General features: G+C 45.0%; 1 protein-coding gene. It reads left to right on the forward strand.

The features are described from left to right. Positions 1 to 231, forward strand: a 231-nt coding sequence (locus CD172_RS12080; protein WP_206169845.1) for a hypothetical protein, incomplete at both ends; no start/stop codon positions are given.

Raw genomic sequence — 231 nt, forward strand, 5'->3', positions numbered from 1 at the left:
CAAAGTGCATCGGTTAGCGCATCCCAAAGTGCATCAACGAGCCAATCATTAAGTGAGTCGACAAGTGCATCGATTAGCGCTTCGCAAAGTGCATCAACAAGTCAATCATTAAGTGAGTCGACAAGTGCATCGATTAGTGCATCCCAAAGTGCATCAACGAGCCAATCATTAAGTGAGTCGACAAGTGCATCGATTAGCGCTTCGCAAAGTGCATCAACGAGTCAATCATTA

Source organism: Staphylococcus agnetis, from assembly GCF_002901865.1.
Taxonomy (GTDB): Bacteria; Bacillota; Bacilli; order Staphylococcales; family Staphylococcaceae; genus Staphylococcus; species Staphylococcus agnetis.